Origin of the sequence: Paenibacillus sp. 2KB_20, assembly GCF_052115765.1 — a bacterium.
Taxonomy (GTDB): Bacteria; Bacillota; Bacilli; order Paenibacillales; family Paenibacillaceae; genus Paenibacillus_AQ.
On the sequence record NZ_JBFRHH010000005.1, the window covers coordinates 224,857 to 238,725 of the forward strand.

12 protein-coding genes and 1 pseudogene are annotated in these 13,869 nt (G+C 50.4%); 2 read left to right on the forward strand and 11 right to left on the reverse strand.

The features are described 5' to 3' along the window. Positions 1–43: 43 nt before the first annotated feature. From AB4124_RS15620 to AB4124_RS15670, 11 genes are all read right to left on the reverse strand, one after another. Positions 44–937 carry a hypothetical protein gene (locus AB4124_RS15620; protein WP_441973414.1) on the reverse strand — a complete coding sequence of 298 codons (894 nt, stop codon included), beginning with the start codon at positions 935–937 and terminating at the stop codon, positions 44–46. 83 nt (positions 938–1,020) lie between these two features. Beyond that, positions 1,021–2,418: a HAMP domain-containing sensor histidine kinase gene (locus tag AB4124_RS15625; RefSeq protein WP_441973415.1), complete on the reverse strand. Its 1,398-nt coding sequence runs from the start codon at positions 2,416–2,418 to the stop codon at positions 1,021–1,023. Next, positions 2,415–3,068 (reverse strand): response regulator transcription factor, encoded by a 654-nt coding sequence (locus AB4124_RS15630; RefSeq protein WP_441973416.1) that lies wholly within the window; start codon positions 3,066–3,068, stop codon positions 2,415–2,417. The genes AB4124_RS15625 and AB4124_RS15630 overlap by 4 nt, the downstream gene beginning before the upstream one ends. A 660-nt stretch (positions 3,069–3,728) precedes the next feature. Continuing rightward, on the reverse strand, positions 3,729–4,892 hold the full coding sequence (locus AB4124_RS15635) for an N-acetylglucosamine-6-phosphate deacetylase (protein ID WP_441973417.1): 1,164 nt from the start codon (positions 4,890–4,892) through the stop codon (positions 3,729–3,731). Further along, on the reverse strand, positions 4,885–5,676 hold the full coding sequence (locus tag AB4124_RS15640) for a glucosamine-6-phosphate deaminase (RefSeq protein ID WP_441973418.1): 792 nt from the start codon (positions 5,674–5,676) through the stop codon (positions 4,885–4,887). Before AB4124_RS15640 ends, AB4124_RS15635 begins: the two co-directional genes overlap by 8 nt. Positions 5,677–5,693: 17 nt before the next feature. Continuing rightward, complete coding sequence (locus AB4124_RS15645; protein WP_441973419.1) at positions 5,694–6,722, reverse strand: Gfo/Idh/MocA family protein; 1,029 nt, start codon at positions 6,720–6,722, stop codon at positions 5,694–5,696. Positions 6,723–6,776: 54 nt separating this feature from the next. Next, positions 6,777–7,787 carry a Gfo/Idh/MocA family protein gene (locus AB4124_RS15650; RefSeq protein ID WP_441973420.1) on the reverse strand — a complete coding sequence of 337 codons (1,011 nt, stop codon included), beginning with the start codon at positions 7,785–7,787 and terminating at the stop codon, positions 6,777–6,779. Beyond that, entirely contained in the window at positions 7,784–8,650 is an 867-nt protein-coding gene (locus tag AB4124_RS15655; protein ID WP_441973568.1) for a sugar phosphate isomerase/epimerase family protein, read from the reverse strand. Before AB4124_RS15655 ends, AB4124_RS15650 begins: the two co-directional genes overlap by 4 nt. A gap of 61 nt (positions 8,651–8,711) precedes the next feature. Next, positions 8,712–9,536: a carbohydrate ABC transporter permease gene (locus tag AB4124_RS15660; RefSeq protein WP_076322856.1), complete on the reverse strand. Its 825-nt coding sequence runs from the start codon at positions 9,534–9,536 to the stop codon at positions 8,712–8,714. A 60-nt stretch (positions 9,537–9,596) separates the two neighbouring features. After that, positions 9,597–10,562, reverse strand: coding sequence for a carbohydrate ABC transporter permease (locus tag AB4124_RS15665; RefSeq protein WP_215163803.1), 966 nt, complete (start codon positions 10,560–10,562; stop codon positions 9,597–9,599). Between the two features lie 29 nt (positions 10,563–10,591). Then, entirely contained in the window at positions 10,592–11,953 is a 1,362-nt protein-coding gene (locus AB4124_RS15670; protein WP_076322854.1) for an ABC transporter substrate-binding protein, read from the reverse strand. Between the two features lie 323 nt (positions 11,954–12,276). On the opposite strand from AB4124_RS15670, the gene tnpA reads away from it, so the two are divergent. Continuing rightward, the gene (tnpA, locus tag AB4124_RS15675; RefSeq protein WP_441973421.1) at positions 12,277–12,675 is read left to right on the forward strand and encodes an IS200/IS605 family transposase; all 399 of its coding nucleotides are present in this window, start codon (positions 12,277–12,279) and stop codon (positions 12,673–12,675) included. Positions 12,676–12,679: 4 nt separating this feature from the next. Next, a pseudogene (locus AB4124_RS15680) lies at positions 12,680–13,736 on the forward strand (RNA-guided endonuclease InsQ/TnpB family protein). Positions 13,737–13,869: the final 133 nt, after the last annotated feature.

Below are 13,869 nucleotides of genomic sequence, written 5' to 3' on the forward strand. Positions count from 1 at the left end.
GCTTACAGGCTGAAACTTCACTTTACCATTTTAAGAACATATCTCAATCCAAATCCAAAACCCTCAGAAAGGATCCTTCGTTCTCATTGATTGGGGGAGCTGACTTTTCAAGTTCTTTGGCCTTTTCCTCCACCCGCTTCATGAGCCTTTCACTGAATTCCAGTGATGGCTTATATGACCCGTTATAACCGATACCGAGCAGCGCCTTGTCATATCGTGAGAAAGTCATCAAAGCTATTTCCCCATCTTCGCCTTTGATATCAAGTGAAATCGTCGGATCATTGTCGCTGTAGCCTTGGCCGTTATATGCAACCGACTTGATTGGACCGTGAACAACGTTATATTTCTCCGCCAGTCTCTTCGCCAGCGCAACATATTCCTGCGGGTTTTTATCAAGTGCCGGATCAAAAGCTACTGAAACCTTTTTATCTAGCGTTCTACCGTGGACAATGTCAAATAATTCTCCTGTTACCGAATCCACAGAGAAAGAATAACTACGCTTACCGTTCACGAGCACATCAGCGTACCATCTCGAACGGGGGAGACTTTCGGCTGGCTGCTCGTAGCCCATTTCAATCACCTGACCCTCCAGGTTCAGGCCGAATACTTCCCACAGGGCCCGTGCGCCAATTTCCGCCGCCTCTTCTTTTGGCATGTCCTTGCTGGTCGGCTTCTGGTTACGGTAATATTCAAGATCAATGGCTCCTATCTTGTAATTCGCTTTTTGGTAGCCTTTCGGCAAGCTGTTTGGCACCGCTTGGGATGATCCGGCTGCATAATTCGAATAACTTGTAGGGATCGTATTTGTTTTTTTGAATTCCGTCGCCGTCGCTGCCTGTGTGAATCCTTGGAACAATAATGTGCTGGCCCCAATAACCGCTGTAGCCGCTAATATGGTTTTTTTTAAATTTTTTCTTTCCGATCTGTTTGTTTTCATCTGAATTCACTCCTCCATCGTTTTGGTTTGTGATCACAATAAGCAGTATAGAATAGCCAAATTATAGAACCATCACCAAGTCATTATGAAGTTGTAAAAATTACTTTGACTGTCGTTCCTTCCCCGGGATGGCTCGTAAACGCAAGCTCCGCGCGGTGACGCAAGACGATCTGTTGACAGATGGCCAAGCCTAATCCGGCGCCGCCGTCCCTGCGGTTTCGTGATTTCTCTCCGCGATAAAAAGGTTCTGTAATATGCCGGAGTATTTCAGCGCTCATCCCTTTTCCGTTATCCTGGATATAAACCGTCTTCTTTCCGGCCTCTATGGCGGCACGCACTACGATATGTCCGCCCGTGCTGCATGCCTTTATCGCATTGTCAATCAGATTGACAAACAGGCTTTGCAGCAAGCAGGCGTCTCCCCACACAGCATCTATTTCACAAATAAACTCGATTTGTATATCTTTTTCCGTAATTTTACTATGCAGTGTCTGTTGGACAGATCGAAAGAGACCAGTTACTTTCTGTGCTTCCCAGCCAATCTCATCGTTTTTAAGATTCGCCAATTCGAGTAATTGATAGGACATCGTCTGCATACGCCGGCTTTCCGACATGATATAGTTGATCGCGGACAGCCTCTCGTCCTCAGTCAGGGCAGCCTTTTGCATATATTCGGCGTATCCATAGATTGCAGTCAAGGGTGTACGGAGTTCATGGGCAAAATTATCAATAAACTGCTGCTTTTTGTCCGCGGCGTCGATAAGCTCCGTCATTTGACGCTGGATTTCATACGCCATATGATTGAAGCTTTGTGCCATTTCGGACAGCTCATCACGCCCGGATACCGGAAGCCTGGTTTCATATGCACCCGCTGCGATATTACGGGAGGTTTGGGAAATCTGCGACAGTGGCTTGAATATTCGATTAAGTAATAACATAAGACCAAGCGCAAGCAGACAGGAAAGAATAAATCCTGCGAAAAACAGCACATTTTTCATATGTTTCCATGCGGAGATGGCATCTGTCGCATCATAAAGATAGACCATGGTATAGGAATCATATGGCGCAGGAAGCTTCCCCGAAACAATGACATAGGAATGGCCACCTGTTTTTTGCATCGCAACCAAACGATTTCCGTCCTTCGGCGGCTCCAAAAAACGGCTCGGCAATACCATTTCCAGCCGATTGGAGTAGGCTAGCTGTTCGCCCTTGTAAAGCGCCAGCTTAACCTTCTGATCCCCGGACAGATAACTGTAGGGTTGGAGCAGAGAAGCCAATGAGCCCTCAATATGAACTCCGCGGCTCTCCACTGCACGAAAATCCTTTATAAGCGCAGACGTAATAAAATAATGTTCGTCCAAACTTCTTTCTTCTGCTCGATGAACCGTATCTTTGAATGAAGCGACCGAAATGATAAATATCCCGAGATTGAAGGAGAACAGAAAAAGCACAAGCGTCGTTAAAAAGGTTCTATATTTCATCGGCTTACCTCCAAGCGGTAACCCAGCTTATAGACGGTTTTGATCATGTGCTCCCAACCTAATTTTTTCCTCAGCCTTTGGATATGAACATCAATCGTCCGGGTTTCGCCTTCATAATCATGGCCCCACACGAGCTCCAGAAGCCGCTCCCTGGACAATGCAATATTGCGGTTGTTTACAAGCACTTCCAGCAATTCATATTCTTTCGGTGTGCATTCCACAAGCTCTCCCTTATAAAATACCTGACGGCCATCAAAATCAATCCTCACCTCTCCCGCTTCAAAGCATTTTTTATTTTTTTGGGTTCGCCGCAGCACCGCTTCGACACGAGCCAATAGCTCCAACATTTCAAAGGGCTTGGTCAAATAATCGTCAGCCCCCATGGAAAAGCCTGTTATTCGATCCGATAAGCTGTTACGTGCCGTTAAGAAAATGGTGGGAGTGCCATGTACTTCTTTAAACACTTCAAACCCGTCAAATTCAGGCAGCATCACATCCAAAATGATCAGATCATAGTTATGGCATTGTATTTCAGAAATCGCAGCTTCACCATCCAAAACCGAAGTGCACTGATGCCCCACAAGCTGCAAATTTCGTTTAATCAATTCATTGATTGATATTTCATCCTCAACTATTAAAATCGCTGCCACAATTATTCCCCCCTCCCCCTACTTCTACAATCATATTATTATTGTTTTGTAATAGAGTTGTAAAAGCGAATCAAAAAAAGCACCATCCGCCCACTCGGAGGTGCCAAACTAAATATTGATGGTTAGAGCCTCATCTTATGCGAACCGATCGGATTCATATTGTTCCCGAGATAATTCCCATTCCCTCCACTGATAAAGGCTATAGACCCCGCCAACCAATAGATATTCGATGATCAATAACTTACCCATAGCTGCCTCTATGTTGGTACACCAACATGCCCTCCTATGGACCCAGCATTAGATATCCTAAAAAAGTGTAGATAAAATAAGAGAATAACGCAAGCACATTGCAGGCTATTAATAGCAGGTCCTTGTTCGAGTCTGTTATTCCATAGGAACGTATGGATAGCGCGATCCCGAATGGTGGAAGAAAGACAGTGGACAGAAGTCCGTAATAGTGAAACCAGTGCCCGTCGCGGACAAATAAAATCTCAATTGTGAATAAGAGAATAGGCAGAATAAACGTCCATGCTGAGATTTTACGCATAATGGGAACTCTCCATTTCAATGTCATGTCATCTCTCCGCCTTGTTCCGTGATAAGGAAAAAAAACCAGATCGCAATCTGGGTTTTTCGGTTTCGTTTTCTATATTTTAACATCTAACATTCCCTTTGGTAAACCGAATGGCCTCCCTTGACCGTCTCCACAATGCGAAGACTTCCCTCTTCCTTCTCCAACACCACGAAGTCGGCCTGCGCCCCTCTCTTTAATCCATAATGGTCTGCTTTCCCCATCGCCTGCGCTGGCAGCGTTGAAGCCATGTCCCAAGCTTCAGGAAACGTGCACAGCCCCGACTGAGCCAGCCGCCATACCGCATCGGCAAGCATCATGGCCGAACCGGCCAACAGCTCGGGCTTGCGGGCGAGATGCAATCGGCCTTCGGGTGTTAATACGACATTGCCGCCGATATGGGTCTCGTATTCGCCTGGCGGCATACCGCTTAAATAGACGGCATCGCTGACGAGCAGCGCCTTGGACGACTTGGCGCGGAGCATCACTTTGATGACCGAGTCCGGCAGATGGTACCCGTCCGCAATTATCCCTGCCCACAGCTGATCTTGCGCAAGCTGCTCCCATATATAGTTCGGATGGCGCGGCAGCGTCAAATGCGCGCCATTGCCAAGATGAGTGGACATCGTCGCTCCTGCTTCCACGGCTACTCGAATTTGCGCAGGCGTCGCGGCGGTATGCCCGATCGATACCGTGATCCCTGACTCTACGCACGACCGGATAAACCTGGCAGCTTCCGGCCACTCTGGCGATAGCGTCACGATCCGGATCCGATTTCCCGATGCCGCCTGCCATCTTGTAAACAACGCCCAATCGGGCGCTTTGATGTACCGGGAATCATGCGCTCCCCTGGGCCCTTCTTCCGGAGAAAGAAAGGGGCCCTCCAAATGAATTCCGCCAATGGTTGAACCGACCGCTTCATCCTCCAGGCAAGCGGCGTCGATAACCCGCAGCAAATGTTCGATCTCTTCATCGCCATTGGTAATGACGGTTGGGTAGTAAAGCGTTATACCCTTTTCCCATAAACGCCGGGTTGCCTGGATAACCGTCTCCGTTGTGAGCGGCAAGGAATTGAAATCATGGCCGTACCCGCCGTTAATCTGAAGATCAACAAGTCCGGGAGCGATCCAGGTGTCCTCGTCACCATCGTGCGGAAGTATCTGCTCGATCCGGCCGTCAGGAGTCCATGTTAGCTTTATCCGCTCACCTGTTGCGTAATGACGGCCGACACGAACAAGGGTATGGCTATCCATTCCGGATTTCCCCATACGACTCCCGGTCCACGTACAGCTTGCAATCCGCATGCCTTCGAAGAATGCTGGCAGGACAGGCCTCGTGTATATCGCCGTGCAGCGTCCTTTGTACCGCTGCCCGCTTGCTTGCACCCGGAACGACGCAGAACAGATGGGCACCTGACATTAACGCCGGAATGGTGAGCGTAAGGGCGTATTCCGGAACCTCCTCCAAGCTTGCGAAACAGCCGTCATTCACCTGCTGTCGGCGGCAATCCTCGTCCAGCTTTACCCGCTTTACCCATAACGGATCCGCAAAATCGGCAACGGGCGGATCGTTGAAGGCGATATGCCCGTTCTCGCCAATACCCAGGACCACCATATCGATCGGCGCAGCGGTAATCAATCCGCTGTATCTGTCGCACTCCGCCTCAGGATCATTCAAACCGTCGATCAAATGCACCTCTCCTGGAGATACCAGATCAAACAGCTGCCGAGACAAAAAGTTCCCGAACCGCTGCGGTGCCGACGGAGGAAGGCCGATGTATTCATCCATATGAAAAGCCGTGACCCGACTCCAGTCCAACCCTTCCGATTGAACCAGCGCCGCAAGGCATTCATTCTGGGATGGGGCAGCCGCAAAGACGATGCGAATGCGCTCTTTCTCTGCCAGAAGGCGCTGCATGGCCGCGCGGATATCGGCGGCCGCCGCTTTCCCCATCGCTTCGCGCTGGTCATAAACGTGGACCTTCAGTTGATCTTGAACGTCTTCAAGAACAGGCTTTATGCTGCGCTGAGACATCATAAAGTCACCTCCATCCCCTACAATACCGGTGTTTCGGTCTGCAGTTTGATTTCCTTGTGCTGCCGGGAAGCTTCGTATGTGCCAAGAATAATCTCCAATGAATGTCGGCCGTCCTTCCCGGTGACTACAGGCTTGCGGCCTTCGCGAACGGCAAGCGCCATATCTCGAATTTGCAGCCGGTGTCCGTCAGGTATAACTTTAAACGGTTCGAATTCAGGCAGCTGAACTTGCTGGCCATCGATCTCAAGAGATACGATCGTATCTTCTTCAATGACGATCACACCCTTCTCTCCATGGATGACCAGCCGCTGCCCTTTCCCGTCGCAGGCTGTCGTCGTGATCTCCATGACGCCGAGCGCGCCGCTTTCAAATTCAAGCGCAGCAATAACGGTATCTTCGACTTCGATATTTCGCAGCACGGCTTTGGCTTTGGCGGACAAGGATGCAACGGGTCCAACGAGCCATTGCAGCATATCCACCGTGTGTATTCCCTGATTCATCATCGCCCCGCCGCCGTCCATCGTCCAAGTCCCGCGCCAGCCTGCGCTGTCATAATAGGCTTGATCGCGGTAGAGCATGACATACGCCGAGCATAAACTGAGCTTTCCGAGGCGCCCTTCTTGAATGACCTGGCGGGCATACCCTGCCTGTGGGGACATTCGCCTCGGAAAGACGGTTGCGAGCAGCACCCCATTCTCCGCGCATACCTTAATCATGCGCTCGACATCGTCAAGCTTGATCGCCATCGGCTTCTCCGCCAGCACATGTTTGCCCGCCCGGGCGACCATCGCCGTCTGCTCTGCGTGCATGCCGCTTGGCGTGCAGATGCAGACAACCTCCACATCCTCGCGTGCCAGCAGTTCTTCCAATGTATCGCAGATATCTCCTCCGTACTTTGCAGTCAGCTTGACCGCAGATTCCCGTTTCGTATCAAATACGGCGGCAAGCACGGCTTCCTCCGTGTTCAAAATGCCCTGTGCATGAATGTCGGCAATAATTCCGCAGCCAATAATTCCGAATCGAACCGGCAATGTTTCCTCCGTCATGTATCCTACGCCTCCTCGTTACGTTCAGTTTGCAGCGAAACCGCATGCTTTTCCCTATTCCCGAATCAGGATCCGTGCCTCCTCATCGGCCGTTACCGTAGCCTCCGAGGCTTTATAAATATCGTCATGCGTGATGATGCCCTCTTCCCCCTCCACCCGGCTCAGGAAATCCTGTGCAAGGGAGAGGGGAGGCGGTGCCAAAGGCAAAGAGCGCAGCTCCTGATCGGTGATCACAAGCGCAACCTCATTGCTCGATAATAAAGGATCACCTTCCAGCCGAATTTCCGCAATGCCGTGCGTCCCCGTAATGAATATCCGTCCGTCTCCCCATGTCCAGCAGCCTGCCGGTGTATGCCAATCCGCGTAAAGCTGAGCCGTTATGCCGCCAGCCATGAATACCTGCACGCCGGCCGTATCATAGAAGGTCGGATGTTCAGGCAGTATATTCTTCGCCAGATAACCGGATGTCGTCTCCACTTCCCGGCCCGTCAGCCACCGTAACAGGTCAAAATCGTGCACGAAGAGATCGTTAATGATGCCCCCGGATTGTGACTTGTCAAAATGCCAGGCCGGTCGAGCTTCCGCATTCAGCCGATGCGGTTTACGCATCGAGATATGGACAATGTCCCCCAATTCACCCGCCCGGATCATCCGCTGAACGGTATGCAGGGAAGGACGAAAGCGCTCGGTGAGCATCATGCCTACCTCGATCCTTCCCCGCTCCAGAACGCTGCGCAGCCGGGTCAGCCCCGCCCGATCCGTCACGGCGGGCTTGTCGATCATGATTGGTTTGCCATGGAGCTCGCACAGCTCAATGACATCCATCTTCTCATGGTTAATGGCCGCGCAGCCGATAACACTCACTCCTTTATCGCTCAGCAGCGATTCCCGATCCCACGTAAGTTCCAGGCCGTACCGGTCGGCAAGAGTACGGGCTAACGGCTTATTATCCGGTTCGTATACTCCTGCACATTCGTAGCCCAGGGCCAGCATCTCCTCGATAAACATGCCGATGTGGGCATGCTGACAGCCAATGATTCCAAATTTCCGCGCTTTCCCCGTCATCTTGTCGACACCTCCACAGCCTGCAGCCATTCCTTGATGACCGACAGATCATAAGCGAGCCGTTCCTTCGGCGGATAGGGTGCTGCACATTCCAGCGTAAGCCAACCTGCGTACCGCTGTTCCCGTAGTCCCTTGAGCAGCCCTACATGATCCACTTCTCCTTCGCCAAGGCGGCACTGCAGGAAGAACTCTTCTCCGTGACGGGTCAAATTCTTGAACGTTCCCGGCGCGCCCACTTGGCTGATCCGCCGTTCATCCTTAATGTGCACATGAAACAACCGGCTTCCGAGCTGCCGGACCGACTCTTCCCCAAATTCCGTGTCTGTGATGTACATATTCCCTGCATCATGAATCAGGCCAACCTGATCGTCACCGATCAAATCCAGCAACCGCAGTGCGCTGTCCGTCGTCTCCACCAGACTCTGGTTGTGAATCTCCAACACGATCCGTTTTCCCGCAGCACGGGCTTCTTCCGCGCATTTCCGAATCCAGAAAGCCGCCTTGGCATAATGATAATCCTCCGCCAGAAAGGCATTCGGCCCTCCCTGAAAGATCCGGATCATGCCCGCCTCCAACATCACCGCGCGTTCAAGCAGGCCCATAAACTGATCATAAGCCTCAGCGCATTCCGCATCTCCGCTTGTCGAGAAATATCCCATATAACCTGCCAATGCCGGAATCTCCAAGCCATGAACTTCCGCAACAGCCTTCATTTCGCGAACCCGCGGCAGCGAAGCTTCCGGACTTAAGTGCGGTTCGCGGCAGGCAATTTCGATTCCGTCGAAACCAAGCCCGGCCGTGATCGACATCGCTTCATGGATGCTGTAATCGATTAACGATCCGCTGAATGCCGCTATTTTCATCTTGTCTTTCATCCTTTCCTTCACAGACATGGCCCCTTCCCGGGCCGATGATAACACTCCATTATTTAATCCCGGCCATATTGTGGTTCTGCACAAAATATTTCTCGGCAAACAGGAATACCAGCAGAATCGGAACGAGACTGACCAGTGCGGCCGCGATCATAAGCTGTTCATTGCCGGTCCATTGGCCTGATAAGGAGAGAATGCCGATGGGCAGCGTATACTTTTCGTTCGAGGTCAAATAAATGACAGGCGTCAAAATCTCGTTCCACTTGCCCATGAATGTAAAGATCGCCAGCGTCGCCAGCGTAGGCCTGGCCATCGGAATAAAGATCCGCAGATAAATCTGGAACGGATTGCAGCCCTCCATCTTGGCCGCTTCCTCATACTCTTTGGGTATATTCATAAAAGCCTGTCGCATGAGGAAAATGCCAAACGGCTGAGCCAACCATTCGATAATCCACAGCGGCGTGAGCGTATCCAGCATGTTCAACTTATTAAAAATGATAAAATGCGGGATGATGATGACCACCGCCGGAATCATCATCGTTCCCAGCACCATCACGAACAGCGCGCTTTTTAGCGGAAAGCGCAGCCTTGCGAACGCATAACCGACCATCGAGCAGGAGATCAGGGCCCCGACGACGGACAATACGGCTACGAAGATGCTGTTTAACGTGTAGCCGCCAATATTCCCAAGCTGAAACACCTGCGCGTAGTTAGACCATTGGAATACCTCGGGAATCCAGCGGGGCGGAACGGTTGTATATTCCTTATAGGTTTTCAATGAATTCATGAGCGCCGACAGAAACGGCACGATCATGATGAGCGAGCTGATCCCGATCAGCACGTAACCGATGCTTTTTCCCAGCAGCTTTCTTCTCATGTGAGGTTCCTCCTTCCTCCGATGCGGTTCCACATCTGCAGTTCCATCTTGACTGCTTGATCAGTCATAGTGCACCCACTTCTTCTGACCCCTGAGCTGTATCAGCGTCAATAGGAAGAGGATCATGAACAGCACCCAGGCAATGGCGGAAGCATAACCCATCCTCATAAACGTGAACCCTTCACGATATAAATACAGCATCATGACCAGACTGGAGTTATTCGGGCCTCCCGCCGAGCTGATGTCGCCTCTGCCGGTTAGTACATAAATCTGTTCAAATGCCTGGAAGGTGGAAATCGTGCTCATAATGACAACCAGGAACGTGGTCGGCGAGATCAACGGAACCGTAATGTAGCGGAATTTGCGCAGAGCTCCTGCGCCGTCGATCTCCGCGGCTTCATACAGATCCCCGGGAACGCTCTGCAGACCCGCCAGATAAATGACCATAATATAGCCGATCCCTTTCCAGACCGCGATGAAGACAAGCAGCGGAATGGCCAGCTTCGGATCCTGCAGCCAGCCTTGCCCTTCCAGCCCCAGCTTGGCAAGCAGCGTGTTCGCCAGACCGAAGCGAGGGTTGAATATGGCGTCGGCGACGTACAGGATGACGGTCCATGAGGAGATCACCGGAATAAAATGGGCCATTCGAAACCATTTAAGCCCTTTCAAACGCTGGTTTAGCGCGACAGCCAGTACTAAAGCGAGAAAAGTCTGGAGCGGTACGAACAGAACCGCAAAATACAAGGTGTTCCACAGAGAACGCCAGAACATCGAATCCTCGGCCATGCGCCGGAAATTATCCAGTCCGCTCCACTCGGGCGGATTCAGCATATCGTAATCGGAAAAGCTGAAGTACAGGGATGCGGCGAGAGGACCTGCCACAAAGATGATAAAGTGGAGAAAATAGGGGGAGGCCATGAGCAGCCCCCATCTCCCCTCATGATCCCATTTCCGTTTTCGGGCGGGCTTTCCGTGCGGCATCGGATCGGCTTTGAGTGCTGCATTGTCGTTTAATGTATTGCCCATTTCACTCCCGCCTTTCTTCCACCCTTGTTTTATTTTTTATAAAAATCATCGAGAATCGATTGAACGGCAGCATCCGCTTCGCTGAGCGCTTGATCGATAGTTGCATCCCCAAGGAAGGCACGCTCCGCATGTTCGTTGAATTTGCCTACCCATTCTTCCCAGACCGCGTTATTGTCGAGTGTCTGTGCGAACTCCAGGCTATCCAGGAAGGCCTGGCGGTTAGCCGGCTGCTCTCCCGCCTTGAGGAACACTTCGGATTCCGCTACGGATTTTTTGACGGGCACGGCTTCACCCAGTTCAGTCCACTGCTTCTGCACATCGTCTTCCGTAGCCCAGTATTTAATCCACTCCCAGGCAGCCTCGGCTTTCTCGTCGCTCGACTTCTGATTAATCACCCATGAGTTGGCGATGACCGGGGATACTCGCTTGCCATCAGGTCCCTTCGGCAGCAGCGTCACATCGTAATTCAGGCCGGCTTCATTCGCTGCCTGCACCCGGGCATAGATGCCGATCCGCATGGCTGCAGATCCGCTTGGGAACACGGCGGTATTGCTCTGGAAGCTCTTCAGGTCGACCGGATCCGTAATGATGCCGCGCTGCATGCCGTCGACCATCCATTCGAACGCCTGCTTATTCTCCGGCGAATTGATGATGGAGTTCTCCGCTTTCTCGTCAAGGACACCGCCGCCGTAGGATTTCATCACGGAGAACCAGCCTTCGGTAATGCTGAAGAACGTCAGCCCGAACTGATTCACGCTTGCAGCGTCAAACCCGCTGTCCTCGGCGGTTTTTCCACCGGCATCCACCGTCAGCTTGGCTGCCGACGATTTCAGGTCGTCCCAGGTCCATTCATCCGAAGGATACGTTACGCCTGCTTTATCAAACAGCTCCTTGTTGTAAAACAGCACGCCGACCTGAATGCCCTGCGGCACGCCCCAATAGCGCCCGTCCGCGTCCTTATTAAAATCGAGGCCGTAGTACTCGTCGGCTTTCAGGTCTCTTGCGATCCAATCCGTCAGATCCTTAGCGGCGCCCCGTTGGGCGTATTTCATGACGTAGACGCCGTCGGACAGCCATACGTCCGGCGCTTGGCCGGCCGCGATTTGCGTATCCAGCTTCTGATAGAACTGCCCGTATGGCGCGCTTTGCGTCTTCACCTTAATGTTCGGATGCTGTTTTTCGAACTGCTCGATCAGCTCCTTCATCTTCGTATCGGAGCTGTCGCTGGAATAATACCCGAGCAGGATTTCTACCTTTTTCCCTTCATCGCCTCCGGTACCGGGTGTGGCAGTACCGCCCTTTCCTTCATCCGCATTGCTGCAACCGCTTACTATAACGGTTATCAGCAATAAGGCCGTTAACCAGCTGTAAAGCCCTTTTCTCTTTTTCACAAATCCTCGCCCCCTATTGTTTGAAATGGATTAATGCGATTGTAGTTGATAAAGACCGAATGCGCCCATGTGCTTTCTTAGCCCACTTGTGATTTCTTGCTGCGGCATCATGGTTTTTTATTTACAACTTGTGTTTTTTTGCTACAATGTTCCTTACATTGATTGCCGACTGAAAGCCCACGGTTTTAATCGTGGGCTTTCAGTCGGCTTTGCCAGAACATCCCTTCATGGATGGGAAGGGCAAACACATAGCACGTGTGCGTGTGTGCTTTTCTTTTTGTTTAATCGTTTCAGTTGTGCGGTTGAACTGATAGAATTGTTTTATGGGACAAGAATATAGACGTACAGCTACGACGGTATCTCTCATTAACTATCATTTTGTTTTCTGCCCTCGTTATCGAAGAAAAGTGTTAGTAAAACAAGTGGAAATTCGATTCAAGGAGCTATTAGCTGAAATATGCCATCAGAATAACTGGATTATTGTGGAAATGGGAGTGATGCCCGATCATGTCCATCTGTTCCTGAACTGTCTTCCCACCGATTCTTCATCAGACGTTATGGCAAAAGTGAAAGAAGTGACCTCTCGAATATTAAGGCAGAAGTTTGAGCATCTTGCTCATTTGCCTAGTCTGTGGACACGTTCTTTTTTCGTTAGTACAGCTGGAAACGTATCAAGCGAAACCGTAAAGCGTTATGTTGAAGAACAAAAGAAAAGGGGGTGAACACATGCAAGTTTTAACCGTTAAGATACGCATATTTCCTGATCAACCAGCCATTCTAGGTCAATTGGGAAATGAGTACATTCGGGTAGTCAATCAACTAACCGAACGGGCTGAACAACTGGGGGCATTTCCGAAAATGACTACAAAAGATGTAGAAACCATTCTTCCGCCTGCGGTTTGTAATCAAGCGATTCGTGATGCCAAAAGTGTTTTCAGTAAAATCAAGAAACTTGGTGTTCGTCCCATTCTTAAAAAACCTGTATATTTCGTTAACAATCAAAACTACACGGTATCCGAAAATACAGTTGCTTTCCCTATCGTTGTAGATGAAAAGACGAAGAAAACAACGTTTCGTGCTACAGCGACTAGAAGAGATATGGAGCTGTTAAGAACAGCTAAACTTGGATTGATGCGTATCATTGAAAAGTCAGGGAAATGGTACGCTCAAATTTCGGTAGAAGTGCCAACAAGTGTAACAAGCAACGAAAACATCATGGGAATTGATCTTGGTTTAAAAGTTCCTGCTGTTTCTGTAACTTCTACAGGTAAAACCCGATTCTTTGGAAACGGCAGACAAAACAAGTACATACGAAGAAAGCATGAGCAACGTAGGCGTAAATTAGGAAAACTCAAAAAATTGTCTGCCATTCGTAAGCTAGGTCATAAAGAGCAACGTTGGATGAAAGATCAAAACCATAAGATTAGTCGGCAAATTGTCGATACAGCCGCCCAGGAAGGTGTGTCAATCATCAAGCTTGAACGACTAGAGAATATTCGCAAGACGGCAAGAACAAGCCGCAAAAACGCAAAGAATCTGCATAGTTGGACATTCTATCAGCTTGGGCAATTCATCTTCTACAAAGCAAAGCTTGTCGGCATTAAGGTTGTGGAGGTAGATCCTGCCCTACACTTCGCAATCTTGTCCTGCCTGTGGGGAGAAGAACAAAGCAAAAGACAGAAGGTACGAATGCTCATGCGGATTCCACGCTCATCGTGATCGGGTTGGAGCGATCAATATCATGAATCAACCTGTGGCAGATGGGAACAGTCTGTCAGCCTAAGATGCTATATGCACTGTCTTAGGACGGGCTGATGAGACAGCCCTGAACTTGGGGGAACTACGGTTAGCAGAAATGCACGACCGACTACCACCCAAGAATCCCAATGATACCGAAGGTGTCAGCTTGCGGCTTT

Excerpts from the sequence above, each read along its gene's own strand:
- AB4124_RS15655 (WP_441973568.1), bottom strand. The coding sequence starts at position 8,650 with ATGAAAATAGCGGCATTCAGCGGATCGTTAATCGATTACAGCATCCAT.
- AB4124_RS15640 (WP_441973418.1), bottom strand. The coding sequence starts at position 5,676 with ATGATGTCTCAGCGCAGCATAAAGCCTGTTCTTGAAGACGTTCAAGAT.
- tnpA (WP_441973421.1), top strand. The coding sequence starts at position 12,277 with ATGGGACAAGAATATAGACGTACAGCTACGACGGTATCTCTCATTAAC.
- AB4124_RS15625 (WP_441973415.1), bottom strand. The coding sequence starts at position 2,418 with ATGAAATATAGAACCTTTTTAACGACGCTTGTGCTTTTTCTGTTCTCC.
- AB4124_RS15665 (WP_215163803.1), bottom strand. The coding sequence starts at position 10,562 with ATGGGCAATACATTAAACGACAATGCAGCACTCAAAGCCGATCCGATG.
- AB4124_RS15635 (WP_441973417.1), bottom strand. The coding sequence starts at position 4,892 with ATGGATAGCCATACCCTTGTTCGTGTCGGCCGTCATTACGCAACAGGT.
- AB4124_RS15660 (WP_076322856.1), bottom strand. The coding sequence starts at position 9,536 with ATGAGAAGAAAGCTGCTGGGAAAAAGCATCGGTTACGTGCTGATCGGG.
- AB4124_RS15620 (WP_441973414.1), bottom strand. The coding sequence starts at position 937 with ATGAAAACAAACAGATCGGAAAGAAAAAATTTAAAAAAAACCATATTA.
- AB4124_RS15650 (WP_441973420.1), bottom strand. The coding sequence starts at position 7,787 with ATGACGGGGAAAGCGCGGAAATTTGGAATCATTGGCTGTCAGCATGCC.
- AB4124_RS15645 (WP_441973419.1), bottom strand. The coding sequence starts at position 6,722 with ATGACGGAGGAAACATTGCCGGTTCGATTCGGAATTATTGGCTGCGGA.